The sequence below is a fragment of the Bradyrhizobium sp. CCBAU 45389 genome, assembly GCF_028128625.1.
Classification (GTDB): Bacteria; Pseudomonadota; Alphaproteobacteria; order Rhizobiales; family Xanthobacteraceae; genus Bradyrhizobium; species Bradyrhizobium liaoningense_B.
Genome location: NZ_LBIY01000010.1, coordinates 58,013 through 82,022 on the forward strand (window position 1 = coordinate 58,013; position 24,010 = coordinate 82,022).

23 protein-coding genes are annotated in these 24,010 nt (G+C 65.2%); 19 read left to right on the forward strand and 4 right to left on the reverse strand.

Going from position 1 to position 24,010, the window contains the following annotated elements; translation table 11 throughout:
• Positions 1 to 50: 50 nt before the first annotated feature.
• From kdsA to glsA, 3 genes are all read left to right on the forward strand, one after another.
• Entirely contained in the window at positions 51 to 926 is an 876-nt protein-coding gene (kdsA, locus tag XH79_RS05795; protein WP_271581019.1) for a 3-deoxy-8-phosphooctulonate synthase, read from the forward strand.
• Positions 926 to 2,134: an MFS transporter gene (locus XH79_RS05800; protein ID WP_212336075.1), complete on the forward strand. Its 1,209-nt coding sequence runs from the start codon at positions 926 to 928 to the stop codon at positions 2,132 to 2,134. Before kdsA ends, XH79_RS05800 begins: the two co-directional genes overlap by 1 nt.
• A 109-nt stretch (positions 2,135 to 2,243) precedes the next feature.
• Positions 2,244 to 4,118 carry a glutaminase A gene (gene glsA / locus XH79_RS05805; RefSeq protein WP_271581020.1) on the forward strand — a complete coding sequence of 625 codons (1,875 nt, stop codon included), beginning with the start codon at positions 2,244 to 2,246 and terminating at the stop codon, positions 4,116 to 4,118.
• A gap of 18 nt (positions 4,119 to 4,136) precedes the next feature.
• Here glsA and XH79_RS05810 read toward each other — a convergent pair whose 3' ends face one another.
• From XH79_RS05810 to XH79_RS05820, 3 genes are read right to left on the reverse strand one after another with little or no spacing between them, the layout of a single operon-like run.
• Positions 4,137 to 4,934: a substrate-binding domain-containing protein gene (locus XH79_RS05810; protein WP_212336077.1), complete on the reverse strand. Its 798-nt coding sequence runs from the start codon at positions 4,932 to 4,934 to the stop codon at positions 4,137 to 4,139.
• A 16-nt stretch (positions 4,935 to 4,950) separates the two neighbouring features.
• Positions 4,951 to 5,403 (reverse strand): preQ(1) synthase, encoded by a 453-nt coding sequence (gene queF / locus XH79_RS05815; protein WP_212336078.1) that lies wholly within the window; start codon positions 5,401 to 5,403, stop codon positions 4,951 to 4,953.
• Positions 5,404 to 5,454: 51 nt separating this feature from the next.
• Positions 5,455 to 6,432, reverse strand: coding sequence for a Vgb family protein (locus tag XH79_RS05820; protein WP_271581021.1), 978 nt, complete (start codon positions 6,430 to 6,432; stop codon positions 5,455 to 5,457).
• A 174-nt stretch (positions 6,433 to 6,606) separates the two neighbouring features.
• On the opposite strand from XH79_RS05820, the gene eno reads away from it, so the two are divergent.
• From eno to XH79_RS05900, 16 genes are all read left to right on the forward strand, one after another.
• On the forward strand, positions 6,607 to 7,890 hold the full coding sequence (eno, locus tag XH79_RS05825; protein WP_212336080.1) for a phosphopyruvate hydratase: 1,284 nt from the start codon (positions 6,607 to 6,609) through the stop codon (positions 7,888 to 7,890).
• 51 nt (positions 7,891 to 7,941) lie between these two features.
• Positions 7,942 to 9,075 (forward strand): zinc-binding dehydrogenase, encoded by a 1,134-nt coding sequence (locus XH79_RS05830; protein WP_271581022.1) that lies wholly within the window; start codon positions 7,942 to 7,944, stop codon positions 9,073 to 9,075.
• 122 nt (positions 9,076 to 9,197) lie between these two features.
• A complete protein-coding gene (locus XH79_RS05835) occupies positions 9,198 to 10,196 on the forward strand; it encodes an MBL fold metallo-hydrolase (RefSeq protein ID WP_271581023.1) in 999 nt (332 codons plus the stop codon).
• Positions 10,197 to 10,476: 280 nt separating this feature from the next.
• Entirely contained in the window at positions 10,477 to 11,028 is a 552-nt protein-coding gene (locus tag XH79_RS05840; protein ID WP_271581024.1) for an NADPH-dependent FMN reductase, read from the forward strand.
• A gap of 104 nt (positions 11,029 to 11,132) precedes the next feature.
• Positions 11,133 to 11,450: an FtsB family cell division protein gene (locus XH79_RS05845; RefSeq protein WP_212336084.1), complete on the forward strand. Its 318-nt coding sequence runs from the start codon at positions 11,133 to 11,135 to the stop codon at positions 11,448 to 11,450.
• Positions 11,451 to 11,636: 186 nt separating this feature from the next.
• On the forward strand, positions 11,637 to 12,608 hold the full coding sequence (locus XH79_RS05850; protein ID WP_271581025.1) for a GAF domain-containing protein: 972 nt from the start codon (positions 11,637 to 11,639) through the stop codon (positions 12,606 to 12,608).
• Positions 12,609 to 12,886: 278 nt separating this feature from the next.
• Positions 12,887 to 14,404 carry an aldehyde dehydrogenase gene (gene adh, locus XH79_RS05855; protein ID WP_212336086.1) on the forward strand — a complete coding sequence of 506 codons (1,518 nt, stop codon included), beginning with the start codon at positions 12,887 to 12,889 and terminating at the stop codon, positions 14,402 to 14,404.
• 279 nt (positions 14,405 to 14,683) lie between these two features.
• Positions 14,684 to 15,706, forward strand: coding sequence for a pyruvate dehydrogenase (acetyl-transferring) E1 component subunit alpha (gene pdhA, locus XH79_RS05860; RefSeq protein WP_212336087.1), 1,023 nt, complete (start codon positions 14,684 to 14,686; stop codon positions 15,704 to 15,706).
• A 29-nt stretch (positions 15,707 to 15,735) separates the two neighbouring features.
• A complete protein-coding gene (locus XH79_RS05865) occupies positions 15,736 to 17,118 on the forward strand; it encodes a pyruvate dehydrogenase complex E1 component subunit beta (RefSeq protein WP_271581026.1) in 1,383 nt (460 codons plus the stop codon).
• 3 nt (positions 17,119 to 17,121) lie between these two features.
• Positions 17,122 to 17,424 carry a DUF5076 domain-containing protein gene (locus XH79_RS05870; protein WP_008547332.1) on the forward strand — a complete coding sequence of 101 codons (303 nt, stop codon included), beginning with the start codon at positions 17,122 to 17,124 and terminating at the stop codon, positions 17,422 to 17,424.
• A gap of 2 nt (positions 17,425 to 17,426) precedes the next feature.
• Entirely contained in the window at positions 17,427 to 17,879 is a 453-nt protein-coding gene (locus tag XH79_RS05875; RefSeq protein WP_194393784.1) for a nucleoside deaminase, read from the forward strand.
• A gap of 62 nt (positions 17,880 to 17,941) precedes the next feature.
• Positions 17,942 to 19,291, forward strand: coding sequence for a pyruvate dehydrogenase complex dihydrolipoamide acetyltransferase (locus XH79_RS05880; RefSeq protein ID WP_271581027.1), 1,350 nt, complete (start codon positions 17,942 to 17,944; stop codon positions 19,289 to 19,291).
• Positions 19,292 to 19,313: 22 nt separating this feature from the next.
• Positions 19,314 to 19,547 carry a hypothetical protein gene (locus XH79_RS05885; RefSeq protein ID WP_271581028.1) on the forward strand — a complete coding sequence of 78 codons (234 nt, stop codon included), beginning with the start codon at positions 19,314 to 19,316 and terminating at the stop codon, positions 19,545 to 19,547.
• 17 nt (positions 19,548 to 19,564) lie between these two features.
• Positions 19,565 to 20,986 (forward strand): dihydrolipoyl dehydrogenase, encoded by a 1,422-nt coding sequence (gene lpdA, locus XH79_RS05890; protein ID WP_271581029.1) that lies wholly within the window; start codon positions 19,565 to 19,567, stop codon positions 20,984 to 20,986.
• A 219-nt stretch (positions 20,987 to 21,205) separates the two neighbouring features.
• Positions 21,206 to 22,447 carry a threonine synthase gene (locus XH79_RS05895; RefSeq protein ID WP_212336092.1) on the forward strand — a complete coding sequence of 414 codons (1,242 nt, stop codon included), beginning with the start codon at positions 21,206 to 21,208 and terminating at the stop codon, positions 22,445 to 22,447.
• Positions 22,448 to 22,574: 127 nt separating this feature from the next.
• Complete coding sequence (locus XH79_RS05900; RefSeq protein ID WP_271581030.1) at positions 22,575 to 23,546, forward strand: tripartite tricarboxylate transporter substrate binding protein BugD; 972 nt, start codon at positions 22,575 to 22,577, stop codon at positions 23,544 to 23,546.
• Positions 23,547 to 23,612: 66 nt separating this feature from the next.
• Here XH79_RS05900 and XH79_RS05905 read toward each other — a convergent pair whose 3' ends face one another.
• Positions 23,613 to 23,999, reverse strand: coding sequence for a response regulator transcription factor (locus XH79_RS05905; RefSeq protein WP_212336094.1), 387 nt, complete (start codon positions 23,997 to 23,999; stop codon positions 23,613 to 23,615).
• Positions 24,000 to 24,010: the final 11 nt, after the last annotated feature.

Genomic DNA, 24,010 nt, shown 5'->3' on the forward strand with positions numbered 1-24,010 from the left:
TGATCCGACCCTCGTGGCGGCTATGGTCGCGCCGAAACGAGGGATTTGCCTTGAGCTCTTCGAATTCAGCTGCGCCGGTCGTGACCATTGGCCGGGTCAAGTTCGGCAATGATCTGCCGATTTCGATCATTGCAGGACCCTGCCAGCTCGAAAGCCGCCAGCATGCTCTGGAGGTGGCCTCCGCGCTGAAGGAGATCGCGGCGCGGCTTAACATCGGCCTCGTCTACAAGACCTCGTTCGACAAGGCCAACCGTACCAGCGCCTCGGCGGCGCGCGGGCTGGGCCTCGCGCAGTCGCTGCCGATCTTCGCCGAAATTCGATCCTCGCTCGGCCTGCCTGTTCTGACCGACGTGCACGAGGCCACGCAATGCGCCGAGGTGGCGCAGGCGGTGGACATCCTGCAGATCCCGGCCTTCCTGTGCCGGCAGACCGATCTGCTGCTGGCGGCGGCCGCGACCGGCAAGGTGGTCAACGTCAAGAAGGGGCAGTTCCTGGCACCCTGGGACATGGCGAACGTCGTGACCAAGATCACCAGCGCCGACAATCCCAACGTGCTCGTCACCGAGCGCGGTGCGTCCTTCGGCTACAACACGCTGGTCTCCGACATGCGCGCGCTGCCGATCCTGGCGCGCACCACTGGCGCGCCCGTGATCTTCGACGCCACCCATTCGGTGCAGCAGCCGGGCGGGAAGGGCACGTCCTCCGGCGGCGAGCGCGAATTCGTGCCGGTGCTGGCGCGCGCGGCAGTCGCGGTCGGCGTTGCCGGCGTCTTCATCGAGACCCATCCCGATCCCGATCGCGCGCCCTCCGACGGTCCCAACATGGTGCCGCTGCGCGAGTTCGAGGGACTGGTCGCCCGGCTGATGGCGTTCGACGCGCTGGCCAAGAGTACGTCAAAGAGCGCGTCAAAGGGCACCACGCGCTGATGCACCAGCCTGTGACCAGGCCGTCGTCCGACCAGAAATTTCCGCCCGCGATCAACATCATTGCGCTCGCCGGTTTCTCGGCCGCACTGTCGACGCGTGCGCTCGATCCCGTCCTGCCGCATGTCGCGGATGATTTCGCGATCAGCATCACGACGGCCGCGAGCATCGCAGCCGGTTTCGCCTTGATCTACGCGCTGGTGCAGCCAGCGATCGGAGCGGCCGCCGATCTGTTCGGCAAGGCGCGATTGATGACAGCGTGCCTGGCGCTGCTCGGCGTCGCCTGCATCCTGGGCGCGCTCGCCACCTCTTTCACCGGGTTGTTCGCAAGCCGCATCCTCGCCGGCATCGCCGCGGGCGGCGTGTTTCCGGTCGCGCTCGGCCTCACCTCCGACCTCGTTGCGCCCGCCAAGCGGCAGGTTGCGATCGGACGCACGATGGCGGGCTCGATGACCGGCAATCTGCTCGGCTCATCCGCCAGCGGAATCATTGGCGATTTCATCGGCTGGCGCGGCGTGCTCGTGATCCTCGGTGTGCTTGGCCTGATTGCGGCCGTGGCGGTTGCGGCAGGCTTTCGCGGTGTTCCGTTGACGGCGCCTCCGAAGACCAACCTGAAGACCTTGCGGCAGGGCTACCGCACCATCTTTGCCAATCCGAACACGCGCTTCTGCTACTCGGCCGTGTTCATCGAGGGCTGCTGCGTGCTTGGCCTGTTTCCCTTCATCGCCGCGTTCCTGTTCGATCTCGGCGAGAAATCGCTCTCAATCGCGGGTATCGTGATTGCGGGGTTTGCGGTCGGCGGGTTGCTTTACACCCTCACCGTATCGCGCATGCTGCCGCGGCTCGGCGTCAAGGGCATGATGATCGCGGGGGCGAGCATCGTGGGGCTGCAGCTCTGTGCGCTCGCTTTTGGTTTCGGCTGGAAACTGCAATTCGTCAGCATGCTGCTGATGGGCTGGGGCTTCTACATGATCCATGGCTGCTTGCAGGTGTTCGCCAGCGAGCTGTCGATCGGCGCGCGGGCGACCGCCATGTCGCTGCATTCGTTCTTCTTCTTCATGGGGCAGACGGTCGGGCCGCTCGCCTACGGCTTCGGCCTCCACCATGCCGGCAAGGAGCCGACCCTGCTCGCCAGCGCCGCGATCATGGTGGTGCTGGGCCTCGCCTGCGCGCGGCTGCTCAAGCAGCGGGCGCCCACCGACGCGCGCTGAAGTCCATTCGGTGACCTAAGCGGGGCGACGTCCCTCATCATGACACCACTGCCAGCGTATGCATGGCACGCGAATTGCTTTGATTTTGGGCAAATCGAGGTGTGAGATCGTGGACGCCCAGACCAGCCGTTCCGCCAGCGCAGCCAGCTCGCCCCGCTTGACCGGGTATCTCACCAAGCCACCGCTGCGGCGTTTCCTGACAGATTGCCACGCCGAATTCCGGACCGACAATTCCGGCGAGCTCGCCGACTACATCCCCGAGCTGAAGCGCGCCAATCCCGATCATTTCGGCATCGCGCTCGTCACCATCGACGGCCATGTCTACGAGGTCGGCGACAGCGACGTTCCGTTCACGATCCAGTCGGTGTCCAAAGCCTTCGTCTTCGCGCTGGCGCTGGAGATGGTCGGTGAGGAGCGCGTCGCGGCCACCATCGGCGTCGAGCCGAGCGGTGAAGCCTTCAACTCGATCCGGCTCACCAACGACAACCGTCCTTTCAATCCCATGGTCAATGCCGGCGCGATCGCCTGCTCGGGCCTGATCTATGAGGTGGACGGGAAAGGCGCTTTCGAGCGCGTCCGCGCCAAGCTCAGCCAGTTCGCCGGCCGCGAGCTCGGCGTCGACGAGGCCGTGCATGCCTCGGAGACCGCGACCGGCAACCGCAACCGCGCGATTGCCTGGCTGCTGCGGAACTATGCGGTGCTGCCCGACGACGTCGATGCCGTGCTCGACGTCTACTTCCGCCAATGCGCGATCCTGGTCACCGCGCGCGACCTCGCCGTGATGGCGGCAACGCTCGCCAACCGCGGCATCAATCCGGTTACGGGCGTTCAGGTCATCACGCCGAACATCGTCGCGCGCACGCTGTCGGTGATGACGAGCTCGGGCATGTACGATTATGCCGGCGAGTGGACCTATCGCGTCGGCATCCCCGCCAAGAGCGGCGTCGGCGGCGGCATCGTCGCGGCGCTGCCCTCGCAGCTCGGGCTCGGCACCTTCTCGCCGCTGCTCGACAATCATTTCAACAGCGTGCGCGGCCTGAAGGTCTGCGAGGCGCTGTCGGCGCGGTTCGACCTGCACATGCTCAACCGCAACGCGGACGTGCGCACCAGTATCATGGCGGACTACGACGTCTACGGCATCTCTTCCCGCCGCAGCCGCCAGCCGCACGAGCAGCAGATCCTCGATGAGCGCCACAGCGACATCCGCGTGCTCGAGCTGGTCGGTGCGATGAATTTCGGCACGATCGACTACGTCACACGAAGGCTCACCAACGAGCCGCCGAACGCGCCGCTGCTGATCATCGATTTCCGCCGCGTCCCCGACATCACCGCGGCCGGCGCGGAGCTGCTCGGCGAGACACTGACTGCGCTCGGCAATGCCGGCGTCACCGCCATTCTGTCCGGCTTCGAGGAGAGCTCCGCGGTGTGGAGTGCGATCGCCGCGCGCACGGCCGAGCCGCGCCGGCTGCGCCACTTCGCGCTGCTCGATGATGCCGTCGAGTGGGCCGAGGACCAGGTGATCTATCGCTTCGGCGGCTTCACCGACGTCAAGGAGAGCGCGCATCTCGGCGAGCAGGCGCTGCTCGCCGAACTCGACGCGGAGGAGATCGCCGAGATCGTCAAGCTCTCGACCACGCGGCACTACGCGGCCGGCCAGCGCATCATCGCCAGCGGCGAGCCTGCCAATTCGCTGTTCTTTCTCCAGAGCGGCATGGTCAGCGTGAAGCTGCCGAGCGGCGTGCGGCTCGCCTCGCTCGGCCCCGGCATGGAGTTCGGCGAGATGGCGATCCTGGAGCAAAGCCGCAGCGCCGACGTTCTCGCCGATACGCCCGTCACCTGCCTCGAACTGCCGCTCGACAGCTTTGCCGACTACCGCCGCCTGCACCCGGAGACGTCGCTGAAGATCATGCGCAACCTCGCCGCGATCCTGGCGCGGCGGCTGGTTGCGGCCAACGCGAAGGTCGATCTGCTCAGCGCATATTAGGGCGCACCGAGAGCTGCGCTATTTCGTTCCAACAGCCGGGATCGGCTCCATCCCGCTCGCGACGATCGCTTCGCGCGCGGCGGGGGAGGCGAGGAAGTTGATCAAGGCGCGGCCAGCCTCGGGCTCCTTCGATCCGGTCGCAATCCCGGCCGAGAAGATCGTGATCTTCTGCAATTCGTTCGGCAGGGGACCTACGATATCGATGCCCTTCACGGGCTTCAGTTCGCTGATCTGCTGAAAGCCGAGCTCGGCCTCGCCGTGCGCGACGATTTCGCCGACGGGCGTTGCCGGAATCTTGCGCGCCTTGTCCTTCATGATTTCGGCGATGCCGAGCTTGTCGAACATCTCGGTCGAGACGTAGACGCCGCTGGCGCTGTCGGAATAGGCGATCGTCTTCGCCGCCAGCAGCGCGCGCTTGACCGCCTCGACCGAGCTGATGTCCGGCCTCGGCGCGCCCGATTTGACGGCGATCCCGATCGGCGATTTGGTGAGATCGACCTGGCTGCCGGCAACGACCTTGCCCTTGCTCGCGAGGTCGTTGAGGGCATAGCCCACCATGATCAGGACGTCGGCCGGTTCGCCGCGCTCGAGCCGCACGGGAATCGCGTTGGTGGTGGTCCCCATCGACGGCCCATATTCCGTCAGCACCTTGTTGCCGGTGGCTTTCTCGAACTCCGGCACGAGCGCCTTGTAGGCCGCCGTCAATCCACCCGAGATCATCACCCGGACTTCGGCAGCATCGGAGGCGCCGGTAAGCCACAGGGCGCCCAGAACGCCCAGGGCGACGTTGCGGACTGTTGCTGACATCGTTTTCATTGTTGTTCTTCTCCTGTTAGCCCCGCCCGCGATAGGGCGCGACGCCTTGCTCGGGCACCCACAGGCCCTTCGGCACGCGGCCGGTCTGCCAGAACACGTCGATCGGGATGCCGCCGCGCGGGTACCAGTAGCCGCCGATGCGGAGCCATTTCGGCTTGATCTCGCTCGCGATGCGCTTTCCGATCATCACGGTGCAATCCTCGTGGAAGGCGCCGTGGTTGCGAAAGCTCGCGATGTAGAGTTTCAGCGACTTCGACTCCAGCAGCCATTGGCCCGGCGCGTAGTCGATCATCAGATGCGCGAAATCCGGCTGGCCCGTGACCGGGCAGAGCGAGGTGAATTCCGGCGCGGTGAAGCGCACCAGATAGTCCGTGTCCTTTTGCGGATTGGGCACGCGGTCGAGCTGGGCTTCTTCCGGCGTGTGCGGCCATTCGACCGCACGGCCGAGCTGGAGGGATTTTTTCGCCATCGTCGTCACATCCTTTTACGGATGTCGGGATGGACGCAATCGCGGCCGTCGTCAACCCGAGGCGATCGTCTGGATCATGACGATCCGGTCGTTACCGGACTCGCAGCCCCACAGCTCGCCCGGGCGGCCGTCGAGCTGACGGATATTGGCGTTGGCCTTGTCGCTGGCGAAGACGTTGAACTTCTCAGTGGCGGGATCGAAACGCACGATGGCATTGGCCGAAAAATCCGTCAGCCACACCTTGTCCCTGTCGTCGACATAGACCGCGTAGGCGCGGGGACGCTCGCCCGGCAGCTTCCATGTCTTCCAGGATCCGTCAGCGGGATCGTGCACGGAGACGTGGCCGCTGTTCCACTCGCTGACCCAGATCCGGCCCTTCGAATCCGACCAGACCCGCCGCGCACCCTGGTTCGGTGTCGGCGGCTCGACGACATGGGCGTTGCCCGTCGCAAGGTCGATCCTGGCGATATGGCTGCCGGCGAGCGAGGCATACCAGACATCGCCCTTAGGCGTCACGGTGATGCCGTAGGGTCCGATGCCCTTCGGTGCCCTGAACACGTCCATCTCGCCCGACTTCGGTGCGAGGCGGCCGTAATATCCAGACAAGCCCGTGAACCAGTAGATACCAGTCTTGTCGAACACGCCGGTGTTGAGATTGGCGGAGGCGAACTTTTCCGGCAGGCGGAACAGCGTGACCTTGAGATCGCCGGGATCGACCCGCGCGATCGCGTTCTGGCCGCCTTCGGTGATCCAGGGGGCGCCGTCGGGGCCCATCGTCACGCCGTGCGGGGCAGCGCCCTGGCCGAGGCTGACCGTCTTGAAACTGCCATCCCGGGGATCGAGCCTGCCGAGCAGGCCCTTGCCTTGGGCCGTGAACCAGATCGTGCCGTCAGGGGCGGGCGTGAGATCGTGCAGGCCAATGCCGGTGCTGATCGGGAAATATTTCGTCCGGAACGGGGGCTCCTGCGCAAGACTTGGGCGGGCGGCAAGGACGACGGCGCTCGAAGCAAGAAACTGGCGGCGATTCATGGCGTTACCTCGGCTTCTTGGAATTGAGGATGGACGCGCAGACCCGGCGTTCTCAAGTTTAGTCCTGGGTGCTTCACGCGTCAGCCGAAGCCGGGCGCCCAAGCGTTCACATTTGCTTGCGGCCCGTGTAAGACCCGCGGCACCGATCAGCCCTAACGAACGGAAGTGCACATCATGACCGCCATCATCGACATCATCGGCCGCGAAATTCTCGATAGCCGGGGCAATCCCACCGTCGAGGTCGACGTCGTGCTGGAAGATGGCGCGCTCGGCCGCGCCGCCGTGCCCTCTGGCGCCTCGACGGGTGCCCATGAGGCGGTGGAACTGCGCGATGGCGACAAGGCCCGCTATCTCGGCAAGGGCGTCACCAAGGCGGTCGGCGCCGTCAACGGCGAGATCTTCGAGGCCCTGAGCGGCCTCGACGTCGAGCAGCAGGCCCAGATCGACCAGATCATGATCGAGCTCGACGGTACGCCGAACAAGAGCCGGCTCGGCGCCAATGCCATCCTCGGCGTCTCGCTGGCCTGCGCCAAGGCGGCCGCGAACTCGCTCGACATGCCGCTCTACCGCTACGTCGGCGGCACCTCGGCGCGGCTGCTGCCGGTGCCGATGATGAACATCATCAATGGCGGCGTGCATGCCGACAACCCGATCGACTTCCAGGAATTCATGATCCTTCCGGTCGGCGCGTCCTCTTTCGCCGAAGGCCTGCGCTACGGCGCGGAGGTGTTCCACACGCTGAAGTCGGAGCTCAAGAAAGCCGGCCACAACACCAATGTCGGCGACGAGGGCGGCTTTGCCCCGAACCTGCCGTCGGCGGACGCCGCGCTCGAGTTCGTCATGAACGCGATCGGCAAGGCCGGCTTCAAGGCGGGCAACGACATCGTGCTCGGCCTCGACTGCGCCTCGACCGAGTTCTTCAAGGACGGCAAGTACGTCTATGAAGGCGAGGGCAAGACCCGCTCGATCTCCGAGCAGGCCAAGTATCTCGGCGATCTCGTCTCGCGCTATCCGATCGTGACCATCGAGGACGGCATGTCGGAAGACGACATGGATGGCTGGAAGGAGCTCACCGACCTCATCGGCAAGAAGTGCCAGCTCGTCGGCGACGACCTCTTCGTCACCAACGTCAAGCGCCTCGCCGAAGGCATCAAGGCCGGCCGCGCCAACTCGATCCTGATCAAGGTCAACCAGATCGGCACGCTGACCGAGACGCTGGCCGCCGTCGAGATGGCGCACAAGTCGGGCTACACCTCGGTGATGTCGCACCGCTCCGGCGAGACCGAGGATTCCACCATCGCCGACCTCGCGGTCGCCACCAATTGCGGTCAGATCAAGACCGGCTCCCTTGCGCGTTCCGATCGCACCGCCAAATACAACCAGCTCCTGCGCATCGAGCAGCAGCTCGGCAAGCAGGCGCTCTACGGCGGCAAGGCGGCACTGAAGGCGCTGGCATAAGCCAGCGTCACCGCGCGAAAGCACGAAAAACAGGGACAGGGGAGGATCGACATGAGCGACGGCAAGACCGGACTGCAACTGCGTTCGCTGATCAAGAAGAGCGGTGAGCTCGAGATCTCGCTGATCGACGTGCCGACCCCCGAGCCTGCGGACGACGAAGTCGTCGTCCGCGTCGAGGCGGCGCCGATCAACCCGTCCGACCTCGGCCTGCTCGTCGGCGCCGCCGACATGAGCACGGCCAGGGCCTCGGGCACGAAGCAGGCGCCGGTCATCACCGCAACTGTCCCGCAAGGCGCGATGCGCGCGATGGGGGCGCGCCTCGACCAGTCCCTGCCGGTCGGCAATGAAGGTGCCGGCGTCGTCATCAAGACGGGCTCGTCGGACGCTGCGAAGGCCCTGATGGGCAAGACGGTCGCGATGATCGGCGGCGCCATGTATTCGCAGTACCGGACGATGAAGGTCAGGGATTGCCAGCCGCTGCCCGAGGGCACCACGGCGGCGGAGGGCGCGTCCTGGTTCGTCAATCCGCTCACTGCGCTTGGCATGACCGAGACCATGCGGCGCGAGGGCCACAAGGCCCTGGTGCACACCGCGGCCGCCTCCAATCTCGGCCAGATGCTGAACAAGATCTGCCTCGCCGACGGCATCGCTCTGGTGAACATCGTGCGCAGCCAGGAGCAGGCGGAGATCCTGAAGAAGATCGGCGCCAAATACGTCGTCGATTCCAGCAAGCCGACCTTCCTGGACGATCTCACCAATGCGCTGGTCGAGACCGGCGCCACCATCGCCTTCGACGCCATCGGTGGCGGCAAGCTTGCCGGCGACATCCTCAACTGCATGGAAGTCGCGATCAACAAGACCGCCAAGGAATACAGCCGCTACGGCTCCAGCGTGCACAAGCAGGTCTATGTCTATGGCGCGCTCGATATCCGTCCGATCGAGCTGCCGCGCGGCTTCGGCATGGCCTGGGGCGTCGGCGGCTGGCTCTTGACCCCGTTCCTCCAGAAGATCGGTCCGGCCGATATCGGACGGCTGCGCCAGCGCGTCGTGAATGAACTGAAGACCACCTTCGCCAGCCATTACACCAAGGTGGTGTCGCTTCCCGAGGCGCTCGATCCCGCCAACATCGCGGCCTACGCCAAACGCGCCACCGGCGAAAAATTCCTCATCAACCCAAATAAATAATCGTGATCCGCAGCGACGGATCACCGAAAGAAGGTCTTGCCTTCTGAGCGAGGCGGGGGATTATTCCCGCCGCCGTTGAAAGCGGAAAAACCGCAAAGGCGCTCAGAAGGGGACTTCATTCCATGGCTGATCTCAATCGTCGTCACCTGCTCGCAGGCGTCGCCGCCGTCAGCGCGGCTGCCGCCACCGGACTTCGCCCGACCGTTGCCAATGCCTCATTGCCGCAAGCCGGGACCCAGGCGCCGGGCTTCTATCGCTACAAGGTCGGCAGCTACGAGTGCACCTCGATCAACGACGGCGCGCGCACCTTCCCGATGCCCGACAAGTTCGTCGTCAATGTGCCGAAGGAGGAAGCTGCGGCCGCCGGCGAAGCCGCCTACATGCCCAAGGGCATGGTCACGGTGCCGTTCAATCCGCAGCTCATCAACACCGGCTCCAAGCTGGTGCTGATCGACACCGGCAACGGCGTCGCCAATCTCGAGCCGAGCAAGGGCGCCGTCGGCCGCACCCTGCAAAACCTTGCCGCCGCTGGCGTCGACCCGAAGAGCATCGACGTCGTGCTGCTGTCGCATCTGCATCCTGACCACACCAACGGCATCCGTCTCGCCGACGGAGCGCTCGCGTTCCCGAACGCCGAGATCATGGTGCCGGGCAAGGACTGGGAGTTCTGGACCAGCGAGGACAACGCCGCCAAGGCTGAGTCCAATCCGATGATGAAGAACTACTTCGCCAACGTGAAGAAGACCTTCGCCGGGCTCGAGTCCAAGGTCACCAAGTACGAGTGGGGCAAGGAGGTCGCGCCCGGCATCACCTCGATCGCGACGCCGGGCCATACGCCGGGCCACACCTCGTTCGCGGTCGCCTCGGGCGATGCGAAGGTGCTGATCCAGTCCGACGTCACCAACATTCCGGAATTTTTCCTGCGCAATCCGGACTGGCACGTGATGTTCGACACCGACGCTGCGATGGCGCAGGCGACGCGCCACAAGTTCTACGACATGGCGGTGGCGGAGAAGGCCAAGGTGATCGGCTTCCACTTCACCTTCCCCTCGGTCGGCCACGTCGAGAAGGACGGCGCCAAGTATCGCCTGATCCCGTCGGCCTGGAATCCGACGATCTGATCCGGGCTCGAGGTTTGCGCGAAAGATCGGGCCGCCTCTTGGCGGCCTGATTGTTTTGCAGCGTAGCCCGGATGGAGCGCAGCGTAATCCGGGATCGTGCCATAAGCTACATGGGTCCCGGATTACGCTGCGCTCCATCCGGGCTACGGTAGCCGGGCCTCAACATCTGCTTTCGCGAAACGCAGCGTTTCCAAATCGGACCGGTTCATGCACTTGCATCCATCGATCCGGATCGCTTAAGTGCCGCGCGGCACTTCCCTCAAGGTTTCAAGGACAATCCATGGCCTACAACATCGTCGTTATCGCCGGCAGCCTGCGCAAGGACAGCTTTTCGCTGAAGATCGCCAATGCGCTCGCCAAGCTCGCGCCGGCCTCGCTCAAGCTCGAGGTCATCACGCCGGCGGGCATCTCCCACTTCAATCAGGACCTGGAGGGCGCGCCGCCCGCGGACTGGCTGGCCTTCCGCGACAAGCTGCAGAAGTCGGACGGCGTCATCTTCGTCACCCCCGAATACAACCGCGCCATTCCGGGCGCACTGAAGAACGCCATCGACGTCGCCTCGCGGCCCTATGGCAAGAGCTCGTTCAACGGCAAGCCGGTCGGCATCATCTCGAACTCCCCGGGACCGCTCGGCGGCGTCAGCGCCGCCAAGACGCTGCAGAACATCCTGCCCGGCATTGCCGGCCCGATCATGCAGCAGCCCGAGACCTACCTGAACGCCGTCGGCGATGCCTTCGATGCGGAGGGCAACCTCGCCAAGGACTCGCTCAAGGGTGTGCTGCAGGCCTATATCGATGCCTTCGCCGCCCACGTGGCGAAGCATCACGGCTGAGCAAGCGCTCTCGTCATGGCCGGGCTTGACCCGGCCATGACTACGACACGGGTAGGGTCGGGCGCGTTAGCGCTCCCTTAACCAAGCTGCCCCATCTTCCCGGGATGGTCTCCCGCGCGCGCCTGAAATCGATCCTGACCGGTCTTGCCCTCTATGCGATGGCGGTCGCCATCGTCGGCTATTTCGGCGTCAACGCCTATACCGGCAAATACGGCCTCAACGCGCGCCAGGAGCTCGATCAGGAGATCATCGCGCTGACGAGCGAGCTGGCGCAGCTCAAGCGCGAGCGTGCCAGAAGCGAGCAGCGCGTCTCGCTGCTGCGCACCTCGAGGATCGATCCCGACATGCTGGACGAGCGGGCGCGGTTCCAGCTCGACTACGTCAATCCGCATGACCTCGTTCGGATGATCCCGCAGAAGTAGCGCTTTCCGCGCGTTTCGAAACCGGCATCGAAATCACTCGAAGGTCGCAAGCGACCGCCGCTTTGCCGCCTTGACGGGGCTGCGCCGGCGGGGGCATGGCTTGTGCGGCGCGCTGCCCCCAAAATTGACGAAGATCAATCCGGCCGCGACGGCACGCCTTAAGAATGCCACCCGGAGGAAACGGTGATGAATGGGCAAGCCCCCCAGCATCACGCGGCCCGTGTCGAGGCCGCCATTGCATCAGGCCAGGCGGCTCGTTCCGCGCTCGTGGCCTCCTGGCGTCGTTCCTCCCGATTGCATCATCTAGACCCGTCCGGCCGCGGCCTGCCGAAGCGGCTGACGGAGGTGGAACTCCGCGCGGCGCGCGAGCGCATCGCGCCGCTGCTGGCCGCTGCCCAAGGCGCCATGGACCGGCTCTATCAGGCAGTGGGCGCGGCCGGTTGCTGCGTGCTGCTCGCCGACGGCGAGGGGGTGCCGGTCGACCGTCGCGGCACGCCCGCGGACGATGCGACGTTCCAGTCCTGGGGCCTTTGGACCGGCGCGCTCTGGAGCGAGGAGCACGAGGGCACCAACGGCATCGGCACCTGTGTCGTCGAGCAGCGGCCGCTGACGATCGATCGCGACCAGCATTTCTTCACCCGCAACACGCTCCTGAGCTGCACCGCCGTTCCGATCTACGACCACGAGGCGGCCTTTGCCGGTGTGCTCGACGTCTCCTCCTGCCGCGCCGACCGGACCGACGCGTTTTCCAGCCTGATCGCGCTGGCGGCGGGCGAGGCGGCCAAGCGCATCGAGGCCGACCTGTTCCGCCGCGCCTTCGCCCATGCCCGCATCGTGCTGACGCCGGCCGCGGACGGCCAGTGCGGCGGCCTCGTCGCGGTCGATGCCGACGATCTCGTGATCGGCGCGACCCGCTCCGCCCGGGTCGGACTTGGCATTGGGCTTGGGATCGCGCCCGGCCGCCCGTTGCGGCCGGTGCCCGCGGCCGATCTGCTCGGCGGCGATGTCGCGCATGACCACCTTGCCGGCGGTCAGCGCGCGGTGTTGCAGCGGGCGCTGCTCCGCGCAGGCGGCAATGTCTCCGCCGCCGCCAAGGCCCTCGGCGTCAGCCGCGCCACGCTGCACCGGAAGCTCAAGCGGTTCGAGCTGAATCACTGAGCTCTATCCCTCATGGTGAGGAGACCGCGAAGCGGTCGTCTCGAACCATGCAAGCCCCCACTGCATCTGCAGCCATCCTTCAAGACGCGCGCAAGGGCGCGCTCCTCAGCGATGAGGAATGAGCACGCTGGTGCAGCCATATGACTGTCGCAGAACTGCGACAGGTCCGCTCCGCCATCGCTCGCCCCCGGGCTGACAGAAAACGCCTCCCGCATCATCGTCTGCGCAAGTCGTGAACACGCGACGACAAGCGCAAACAGCAACATCGGGAGTGATCAATGAACAAGGTGGAATTCCTGGGCGTCACCCAGCATCCCTTCGCCGAACGCTATGACAATTTCATCGGCGGCAAGTTCGTCCCGCCGGCTGCCGGCAAGTATTTCGACAATGCCTCGCCGGTGAACGGCCAGATCGTCTGCAAGATCGCGCGCTCCGACGCGCAGGACGTCGAGGCAGCCCTCGACGCTGCGCATGCCGCCAAGGGCGCCTGGGGCCGCGCCAGCGTCGCCGAGCGCGCCGCGATCCTGAACAAGATCGCCGACCGCATGGAAGAGAATCTCGAGCGCCTCGCGGTCGCCGAGACCTGGGACAACGGCAAGCCGATCCGCGAGACCCGTGCCGCCGACCTGCCGCTCGCGATCGATCATTTCCGCTATTTCGCCGGCGTGGTGCGCGCCCAGGAAGGCTCGATCGGCGAGATCGACCACGACACCATCGCCTATCATTTCCACGAGCCGCTCGGCGTGGTCGGCCAGATCATTCCCTGGAACTTCCCGCTGCTGATGGCCTGCTGGAAGCTTGCGCCTGCGCTGGCCGCCGGCAATTGCGTGGTGCTCAAGCCCGCCGAGCAGACCCCGGCCTCGATCATGGTCTGGGCCGAGATCATCGCCGACCTGCTGCCCGCAGGCGTGCTCAACATCGTCAACGGTTTTGGCCTCGAGGCGGGCAAGCCGCTGGCGTCCAGCCCGCGCATCGCCAAGATCGCCTTCACCGGCGAGACCTCGACGGGCCGGCTGATCATGCAATATGCCAGCCAGAACCTCATCCCGGTTACGCTCGAGCTCGGCGGCAAGTCGCCCAACATCTTCTTCAAGGACGTCACCGCCGAGGACGACGACTTCTTCGACAAGGCGATCGAGGGCTTCGTCATGTTCGCGCTGAACCAGGGCGAGGTTTGCACCTGTCCGAGCCGGGCGCTGGTCCACGCCGACATCTACGACCGCTTCATGGAGCGGGCGCTGAAGCGCGTCGCCGCGATCAAGCAGGGCGACCCGCGCGTGGCCGACACCATGATCGGCGCGCAGGCCTCGAGCGAGCAGCTCGCGAAGATCCTCTCCTATATCGACATCGGCAAGCAGGAGGGGGCCAAGGTGCTGGCCGGCGGCGGTCGTGCCGAGCTCGGCGGCGACCTCGCCAGCGGCTTCTACGTCCAGCCGACGGTGTTCGAGGGCCACAACAAGATGCGCATCTTCCAGGAGGAGATCTTCGGCCCGGTCGTCTCGGTCACGACCTTCAAGACCGATGACGAGGCGCTCGCGATCGCCAACGACACGCTCTATGGCCTCGGGGCCGGCGTCTGGAGCCGCGATGCCAACCGCTGCTACCGCTTCGGCCGGGCCATCCAGGCCGGCCGGGTCTGGACCAATTGCTACCATGCCTATCCCGCGCATGCGGCCTTCGGCGGCTACAAGCAGTCGGGCGTCGGTCGCGAGACCCACAAGATGATGCTCGACCACTACCAGCAGACCAAGAATCTGCTGGTCAGCTACAGCCCGAAGAAGCTCGGCTTCTTCTGATCGGCAGGATCTGATCGGAGGAGAGGGCGGCGCCGTTTCGGCGTCGCCCGTTCCAAATGTCGGGACTTGGTTGACCCGGCGTTTCTTGACGTGGCCACGAATCTGCGCGTGCTGTCCCCCGGCAGAGATTTGTTGCCCGATCGGCGCCAAACATTTTGCAATATTACGATCACGTTGCAGTGCGGCATAATGAAAGTCGTGCCATGCCGCCGCGGTGCTTTCCAAGGGCGTTTGACTTGGGTTAGAGAGGGCGAAAGTTTTCTCTGACCCGGAATTCCCATGGCCGCACCCAAGAAAGCCGCCGCAGGCGCTGCACAGGACAAAACCGACGGCGGTTCGCCCCCGGAATTCACGAGGGAGCAGGAGCTCAAGGCGCTCCGCGAGATGCTCCTGATCCGGCGGTTCGAGGAAAAAGCCGGCCAGCTCTACGGCATGGGCGCCATCGGCGGCTTCTGTCATCTCTATATCGGCCAGGAGGCCGTGGTGGTCGGCATGCAGATGGCCCTGAAAGAGGGTGATCAGGTCATCACCGGCTATCGCGACCACGGTCACATGCTTGCGACCGGCATGGATGCCAACGGCGTCATGGCCGAGCTCACGGGACGCCGCGGCGGCTATTCCAAGGGCAAGGGCGGCTCCATGCACATGTTCAGCAAGGAGAAGCACTTCTACGGCGGCCACGGCATCGTCGGCGCGCAGGTTTCGCTTGGCACGGGTCTCGCCTTCGCCAACCACTATCGCGGCAACGGCAATGTCAGCGTCACCTATTTCGGCGACGGTGCGGCCAACCAGGGCCAGGTCTATGAGAGCTTCAACATGGCGGAGCTCTGGAAGCTGCCGGTGATCTACGTCATCGAGAACAACCGCTACGCCATGGGCACCGCGGTCTCGCGCGCCTCCGCCCAGCAGGATTTCTCCAAGCGCGGCGTGTCCTTCAACATCCCCGGCAAGCAGGTCGACGGCATGGACGTCCGCGCCGTCAAGGCCGCGGGTGAGGAGGCGGCAGCCTGGTGCCGCGCCGGCAAGGGCCCCTTCATCCTGGAAATGCAAACCTACCGCTATCGCGGCCACTCGATGTCCGATCCTGCAAAATATCGCACGCGCGAGGAGGTCGAGAAGGTCCGCCACGACCAGGACCCGATCGAGCAGGTGCGCAATCGCCTGCTGGCGGCCAAGGTGAGCGAGGCCGATCTGAAGGCGATCGACGCCGAGGTGCGCGACATCGTCAACGCCTCCGCCGACTTTGCCCAGCATGATCCCGAGCCGGATGCCGCCGAGCTCTGGACCGACGTTTACCGCTGAACGCGCGCAAGCTTTCTTTTGGAGTCGATATGCCAATTCAAGTGCTGATGCCCGCGTTGTCGCCCACCATGGAGAAGGGCAACCTCGCCAAGTGGCTGAAAAAAGAGGGCGAGACGATCAAGTCGGGTGACGTGATCGCCGAGATCGAGACCGACAAGGCGACCATGGAGGTCGAGGCGACCGACGAGGGGACGCTCGGCAAAATCCTGATCCCCGAGGGCACCGCCGATGTCGCAGTGAACACGCCGATCGCGACGATTCTCGCCGATGGTGAGAGCGCGGCTGATCTTGCGAAAGCACCCGCACCGGCCGCGAAGGCTGCCGAGTCCGCGCCGCCCGCCGCTGCTAAGGCCGAGGCGCCTGCGCCAAAGGCTGCGCCCGCCCCGCAGGCCGTCGCCGAACCCGATCCCGAAGTGCCCGCCGGCACCGAGATGGTGACGCAGACCATCCGCGAAGCGCTGCGCGATGCGATGGCCGAAGAGATGCGCCGCGACGCCGACGTCTTCGTGATGGGTGAAGAGGTCGCCGAATATCAGGGCGCCTACAAGGTCACCCAGGGCCTGCTCCAGGAATTCGGCGCCAAGCGCGTCATCGACACCCCGATTACCGAGCACGGCTTTGCCGGTGTCGGCGTCGGCGCCGCCATGACCGGCTTGAAGCCGATCGTCGAGTTCATGACCTTCAACTTCGCCATGCAGGCGATCGACCAGATCATCAACTCCGCGGCCAAGACGCTCTACATGTCCGGTGGCCAGATGGGCTGCTCGATCGTGTTCCGCGGGCCGAATGGTGCCGCTGCGCGCGTCGCGGCCCAGCACAGCCAGGACTATTCGGCCTGGTATTCGAACATCCCGGGCCTCAAGGTCGTCGCGCCGTTCTCGGCCGCCGACTACAAGGGTCTGCTCAAGGCCGCGATCCGCGATCCCAATCCGGTGATCTTCCTCGAGAACGAGGTGCTCTACGGCCATTCCGGCGAAGTGCCGAAGCTCGACGACTTCATCGTTCCGATCGGCAAGGCGCGCATCGTGCGCTCCGGCAGCCACGTCTCCATCATCTCCTGGTCGAACGGCATGACCTATGCGCTCAAGGCCGCCGACGAGCTCGCCAAGGACGGCATCGAAGCCGAGGTGATTGACCTGCGCACGCTGCGCCCGATGGATACCGAGACGATCATCAACTCGGTCAAGAAGACCGGCCGTGCCGTCACGGTGGAAGAGGGCTGGGCCCAGAGCGGCGTCGGCGCCGAGATCGCTGCGCGCATCATGGAGAACGCCTTCGACTATCTGGATGCGCCGGTCGCGCGCGTCTCCGGCAAGGACGTCCCGATGCCCTATGCCTCGAACCTGGAGAAGCTCGCGCTGCCCTCGGCGGCGGAAGTCGTCGAGGCCGCCAAAGCCGTCTGCTACAGGTAGACCATGGCGGGCCCGAAGGAGCAGCCACTACCGCCCGACGTCATGACCCGCGACGACGCGGTCGAGATCCTGCGCGTGTTCGTGCTGGACGGCGGGCTGTCGATGGCGTTCCAGCGTGCGTTCGAGGAGCCCGACATGTGGGGCCTGCTGCTCGTCGATCTCGCCCGCCACGCCGCGCGCGCCTATGCGCGCGAGAGCGAATATACCGAGGAGGACGCGCTGAACCGGATCCTCGACATGTTCCAGGCCGAGATCGAGCGTCCCACGGACACCGGCACCACGACGCCGCGCGGGAAGGGGCACTGAAAGTGGCGATCGAATCCTATCACTTCGACTTCATGCTGGAGGCGATCCGCGAGGCGGAAGCCTCGATCGCGCAGGGCGGCCTGCCGATCGGCGCCGTGCTGACGCGCGACAACAAGATCATCGCCCGCGGTCACAACAACCGCGTCCAAGAAAACAATCCGATCCTTCATGGCGAGATGAGCTGCCTGCGCGAGGCTGGCGCGATCTCGTTCCACGATACCGTCATGTACACGACGTTGTCGCCATGCTCGATGTGCGCGGGCGCGCTCGGGCTGTTCAAGGTGAAGCTGGTGGTGATCGGGGAATCCGTCACCTTCGAGGGATCCAAGGACATTCTCGACAAGTTCGGCATCCCCTGGATCGATCTTGCCGACGACCGCTCCATCACCATGATGAAGAATTGGCGTTCCATCCCTGCCAATGAGCGCCTGTGGCAGGGCGACATCGGCAACTAAACCTGGTCTGTTCGTCTCCGCTGTCGGGGGCGACGTTTTGCAAAGTTCTTCTTGAGGTCAGCATGCCCATCAACATCCTGATGCCCGCTCTCTCGCCGACGATGGAGAAGGGCAACCTCGCCAAGTGGCTGAAGAAGGAAGGCGACAAGGTCAAATCCGGCGACGTCATTGCCGAGATCGAGACCGACAAGGCGACCATGGAGGTCGAGGCGATCGACGAGGGCACGATCGCCAAGATCCTGGTGCCCGAGGGCACGCAGGATGTCCCGGTCAACGACGTCATCGCGGTGCTCGCCGGAGAAGGCGAGGACGTGAAGGCCGCAGGTAGCGCCAAGCCCAGCGCTTCGGCCGCGCCGCCGAAGGCTGCCGAAGCTCCCGCTGCTGCTCCGGCGCCCGCGCCTGCTGCGCCCAAGGTCGCACCGCCGCCTGCCGCCGCAGCTGCGCCGCAGGCCGCCGCACCGGCTGCGCAAAGCAACGGCCATGGCGGCCGCGTGTTCTCCTCGCCGCTGGCTCGCCGCCTCGCGAAGGACGCCGGCATCGACGTTGCGATGGTCACCGGCACCGGTCCGCACGGCCGCGTGGTTGCGCGCGACGTCGAGCAGGCCAAGTCCGGCAAGGGCCTCAAGGCGCCCGCCGCGGCGCCGTCAGGTGCGCCCGCGATCGCGCCGACCATGTCGGACAAGCAGATCCTGTCGCTGTTCGAGCCGGGCTCCTACGACATCGTCCCGCATGACGGCATGCGCCGTACCATCGCGCAGCGCCTGACCGCGTCGATCCAGAACGTCCCGCATTTCTATCTCACCATCGACTGCGACATCGGCAAGCTGCTCGCCGCGCGCGAGGAGATCAACGCCGCCGCACCGAAGGACAAGGAGAAGAAGCCGCTCTACAAGATCTCGGTCAACGACTTCGTCATCAAGGCGATGGCGGTGGCGCTGCAGAAGATCCCGAACTGCAACGTCAGCTGGACCGAAAGCGGTATGGTCAAGCATCACCATTCCGACGTCGGCGTTGCGGTGGCGATGCCCGGCGGCCTGATCACGCCGATCATCCGCAAGGCCGACACCAAGACGCTCTCGACCATCTCCAACGAGATGAAGGATTTTGCCGCGCGCGCCCGCTCGCGCAAGCTGAAGCCCGAGGAATACCAGGGCGGCACCACCGCCGTCTCCAACCTCGGCATGTACGGCATCAGCCACTTCACCGCCGTGATCAACCCGCCGCATGCGACCATTCTCGCGGTCGGCACCAGCGAGGAGCGTCCCGTCGTGCGCGGCGGCAAGATCGAGATCGCGCACATGATGAGCGTGACCCTATCCTGCGATCACCGTGCCATCGACGGCGCGCTCGGCGCCGAGCTGATCGGCGCGTTCAAGCAGCTGATCGAAAACCCCGTCATGATGATGGTCTGACGCGGCGGCAGAGGGCGCAACGTTGCATGTCCGTACCCGCTGGCCATGGATATCGCTGCTGCTTGGAGCCGTCGTCGCGCTCAACCCGGTTGGGCTCGAATTTCTTCACTCTGCGTTCTTTGCCGGCGAGCAACTGGCACGGAACATCGCCCAGCCCATCGTGCTCACCGCGTTGGCCATCACGGTCCTGGCGGTGCTGCTCGAATGGCTGGTGAGGTCTTTTCTGGTCAAGCGCCGCGCCCGCGGCGCCTCTTGAGTTGAACGGGAGCCGCCATGGCCGATACATCCTTCGACGTCATCATCATCGGCTCCGGTCCCGGCGGCTATGTCACCGCGATCCGCGCCGCGCAGCTCGGCTTGAAGACGGCGATCGTCGAAAAATCCTATCTTGGCGGCATCTGCCTGAACTGGGGCTGCATCCCGACCAAGGCGCTGCTGCGCTCGGCCGAGATCTATCATTACATGCAGCATGCCAAGGATTACGGCCTGTCGGCCGAGAAGGTCTCGTTCGATCCGAAGGTCGTGGTGCAGCGCTCGCGCGGCGTCTCGAAGCGGCTCAACGACGGCGTCGGCTTCCTGATGAAGAAGAACAAGGTCAGCGTGATCTGGGGCGCGGCCTCGATCGATGCGCCCGGCAAGGTCACCGTGAAGAAGTCTGACGTCGAGGGCCCGAAGGGCGCGCTGGGCGAGGGGACCTACCAGGCCAAGCACATCATCGTCGCGACCGGCGCGCGGCCGCGCGTGCTGCCCGGGCTCGAGCCCGACAAGAAGCTGATCTGGACCTACTTTGAAGCGATGGTGCCGGAACGGATGCCGAAATCGCTGCTGGTGGTCGGCTCCGGCGCGATCGGCATCGAGTTCGCCTCGTTCTTCCACACCATGGGCTCCGACGTTACCGTGGTCGAGGTGCTGCCGCAGATCCTCCCGGTCGAGGACGCCGAGATCGCCGCCCTTGCCCGCAAGCGCTTCGAGAAGCAGGGCATCAAGATCATGTCCTCGACCAAGGTGACCAAGCTTGAGAAGAAGGCCGACAGCGTCGTCGCCACCATCGACGACGGCAAGGGCAAGCCTGTCACCACCGAGTTCGAGCGCGTGATCTCGGCCGTCGGCGTCGTCGGTAACATCGAAAATCTCGGCCTCGAAAAGCTCGGTGTCAAAACCGACCGCGGCTGCATCGTCATCGACGGCTACGGCAAAACCAACGTTCCCGGCATCTACGCCATCGGCGACGTCGCGGGACCTCCGATGCTTGCGCACAAGGCCGAGCATGAGGGCGTGATCTGCGTCGAGGCGATCAAGGGCCTGCATCCGCATCCCATGGACAAGAACATGATCCCGGGCTGCACCTATTGTCATCCGCAGGTCGCCTCCGTGGGCCTCACCGAAGCCAAGGCCAAGGAGAACGGCCGCGAGATCCGCGTCGGACGCTTCCCCTTCGTCGGCAACGGCAAGGCGATCGCGCTCGGCGAGGACCAGGGCCTCGTCAAGGTCATCTTCGACAAGAAGACCGGTCAGCTGCTTGGCGCCCACATGGTCGGCGCCGAGGTCACCGAGCTGATCCAGGGCTACGTCGTCGCCATGAACCTGGAGACCACGGAAGAAGAGCTGATGCACACGGTGTTCCCGCATCCGACCCTGTCGGAGATGATGAAGGAAGCCGTGCTGGATGCGTATGGACGGGTGTTGAATATCTGAGGGCGCCGCCCTCGCATCTGCCTGTTCCGTCATCCTGACGTGCGAGTTCGGCGGTGCACCGCGCCGCCGAGCGAGCCTCGAAGGATGAGGGCCAAGATGCAGCAGCCGGGCTGTCGCCCTTCGAGGCTCTCCATGTGGCGCGCTGCGCCGCATGGCTCGCACCTCAGGGGGACGGGATAGAGACTGAGAACACGAGAACAAGAACGAGGGAATGAACCCATGCACGACAACGACAACCTCACCATCGAGCGCCCGACCTTTGTCACCCATCTCGAATGCGCGATGGAGGGCGACCACTACGCGGCCGACCAGGTCCACAATCTCTCCAAGGCCGGCAAGCCGCTTCTTGTGCGCTACGACCTCGCCGGCGTGAAGAAGGCGCTGACCAAGGACGCGCTCAGCAACCGGCCCGGCGACATGTGGCGCTACCGCGAGCTGCTGCCGGTGCGCAAATGCAAGGACATCGTCTCGCTCGGCGAAGTCACGACGCCGCTGATCCGGCTGCCGAAGCTCGGCAAGAAGCTCGGCGGCGGCGAGATCATCGTGAAGGACGAGGGGCGCCTGCCGACGGGCTCGTTCAAGGCGCGCGGCCTCGTCATGGCGGTGTCGATGGGCAAGGCGCTCGGCATCAAGCACATGGCGATGCCGACCAACGGCAATGCCGGCGCGGCGCTGGCGGCCTACGCCACCTCCTGCGGCATCAAGACCACGATCTTCTGCCCGGCCGATACGCCCGAGGTGAATGTCAGCGAGATCGAGCTCCAGGGTGCGACCGTCTACCGCGTCAACGGCTATATCGACGATTGTGGCAAGATCGTCGGCGAGGGAAAAGCGAAAGTCGGCTGGTTCGACACCTCGACGCTGAAGGAGCCGTACCGGATCGAAGGCAAGAAGACGATGGGTCTCGAGCTGGCCGAGCAACTCGGCTGGGACGTGCCCGACGTGATCTTCTATCCGACCGGCGGCGGCACCGGCCTGATCGGCATGTGGAAGGCGTTCGACGAGCTGGAGAAGATCGGCTTCATCGGCTCAAAGCGCCCGCGCATGGTCGCGGTGCAGGCCTCCGGCTGCGCACCGATGGTGCGGGCCTATGAAGCCGGCACCGAGCACGCCACGCGCTGGGAGGATGCCCACACCATCGCATCAGGCATCCGCGTGCCGCAGGCGATCGGCGATTTTCTCATTCTGCGCGCGGTGCGCGAGAGCAAGGGCTTTGCCATTGCGGTCGACGACGACAAGATCTCGTCGGCCCTGAACGAGGTCGCGCGCGAGGAGGGGCTGCTGCTCTGTCCCGAGGGCGCGGCCACCTACGCCGCCTACAAGGAGAGCCTTGCCGACGGCCGCGTCAGCAAGACCGATCGCGTGATGCTGTTCAACTGCGCGACCGGCCTGAAATACCCGCTGCCGCCGGTCACCCGCACGCTCGACCGCCACAAGCCGATCGACTACTCGCAGTTCTAAGTACGACCAGACCGCCGGAGCGCGATCATCGCGCTCCGGCGCGTCATTTCGTCTCTTCACGACCGATCCCTCTTCCCGTACGCGGGAAGGGATAAAAAAGAACAAAGACATCGCTGGGGAGAAGACAATGAAGAAGGCCGTCTGGGCCGGACTGATCGGTATTCTCGCTCTTGCAGGCGCAGCGCGCGCCGACGACTATCCTTCGCGCCCTATCACGATCATCGTTCCCTTCGCAGCCGGCGGTCCCTCGGACGCGATGGCGCGCGTGCTCGCGGAGCGGATGCGGGCCTCGCTCGGCCAGCCCCTGGTGATCGAGAACGTCACCGGCGCGGGCGGCTCGATCGGCGTCGGGCGCGCCGCACAATCGCCGCCGGATGGCTACACCATCTCCTTCGGTCATCTCGGCACTCACGTCGCCAACGGCGCCGTCTACAAGCTCAGCTACGATCTCGTCACCGACCTCGAACCCGTGGTGCTGCTGCCGAGCAATCCGATGATCGTGGTCAGCAAGAACGCGGTGCCCGCGACCTCGCTGAAAGAACTGATCGAATGGCTGAAGGCGCGGCCGTCGCCGCCGACTGCCGGCACCGCCGGTGCAGGCTCCGGCAGCCACATCGCCGGCGTCTATTTCGAGAGCGTTTCCGGCATCAAGCTGCAATACGTTCCGTACCGCGGCACCGCGCCTGCGCTGAACGATCTGATCGCCGGCCAGATCGATATCATCGTCGACCAGACCTCCAATTCCATCAACCAGGTCCGCGCCGGCACCATCCGCGCCTATGCCATCACCGACAGCAAGCGCCTCGCGTCCGCGCCCGATATCCCGACCGCGGAGGAGGCTGGCCTGAAAGGCTTCAACATGACGCTGTGGTCGGGAATGTGGGTGCCGAAGGGCACGCCGAAGGAGATCGTGACCAAACTCAATGCCGCGGCCGTGGAGGCACTGAACGATCCCGCCGTGAAGAAGCAGCTCGAAAACCAGGGCCTGGAGATGACGCCGCAGGATCAACTCACCCCGCAGGCGCTTGGTGCGCGGCAAAAGGCCGAGATCGCAAAATGGTGGCCGATCATCAAGGCCGCCAACATCAAGGTGGATTGAGTGCTTCGCTTTGGCCGCAGCGCGCAGGGCTTGCCCTGAGGACCGGCGGGGCGCGGCGCCGCCGCATCACATCGTGGCGCCGCCGGCGTCCGAAAGTGCCGTCTCCAGGCACTCGATCAGGGCTCGTGTTGAAAACGGCTTGGCGAGAAAGCCGATCGCGCCGGCCTTCAGCGCGCGGTCGCGCACGGCCTCGTCCGGAAAGGCCGTCATGAAAATGAAGGGGGTGATGCGCCCGAGGCCGCGCATATGCGTCAACAGCTCGACGCCGCTCATGGCCGCCATCTGCACATCCGCGATCACGCAGGAGGTCGCCTCCAGTTCGGCGGATTGGAGAAATTCGTGAGCGGAGCCAAAGGTGTAGACCGTGTATCCGCGCGACGTCAGGAGGTTGTTCGTCGCAAGGCGAACCGAGGCATCATCATCAATGACGGAAATGATCGAAGGCACTGACAAGATGATCGCTC